The organism is Streptomyces carpinensis (assembly GCF_002154505.1).
Classification (GTDB): Bacteria; Actinomycetota; Actinomycetes; order Streptomycetales; family Streptomycetaceae; genus Streptomyces; species Streptomyces carpinensis.
Genome location: NZ_MUBM01000678.1, coordinates 386 through 683 on the forward strand (window position 1 = coordinate 386; position 298 = coordinate 683).

Sequence of the window (298 nt, forward strand, 5' to 3'; positions counted from 1 at the left end):
CGCCGCGTAGAGGGGGGCCACGGCCTCCTCCTTGGTGGCGAAGTAGCGGTAGAAGGTGCGCGGGGCGATGCCGGCCGCCTGGGCGATGTCCTCGGCGCGGGTGGCACGCAGGCCCTGGGTCACGAAGAGGCGGGCCGCCGCCCGGGCGATCTCCATGCGCGTCGCGGCCTTACGGCGCTCGGTCAGGGAGGAGGGCCTGCGAGGAGCGGGGGTGGAGCTGATCACGTCGGCAGGCTATGCCTGTGTGGCAGAATCTGCCATCTGGGCGGGCCACCCCGGGGTTCAGGTCCGGGGTGCC

General features: G+C 73.5%; 1 protein-coding gene. It reads right to left on the reverse strand.

Translation table 11 applies throughout. The features are described 5' to 3' along the window. The coding region (locus tag BZY54_RS54390; protein ID WP_244217710.1) for a TetR family transcriptional regulator at positions 1-156 on the reverse strand (156 nt) is incomplete at its 3' end. Positions 157-298: the final 142 nt, after the last annotated feature.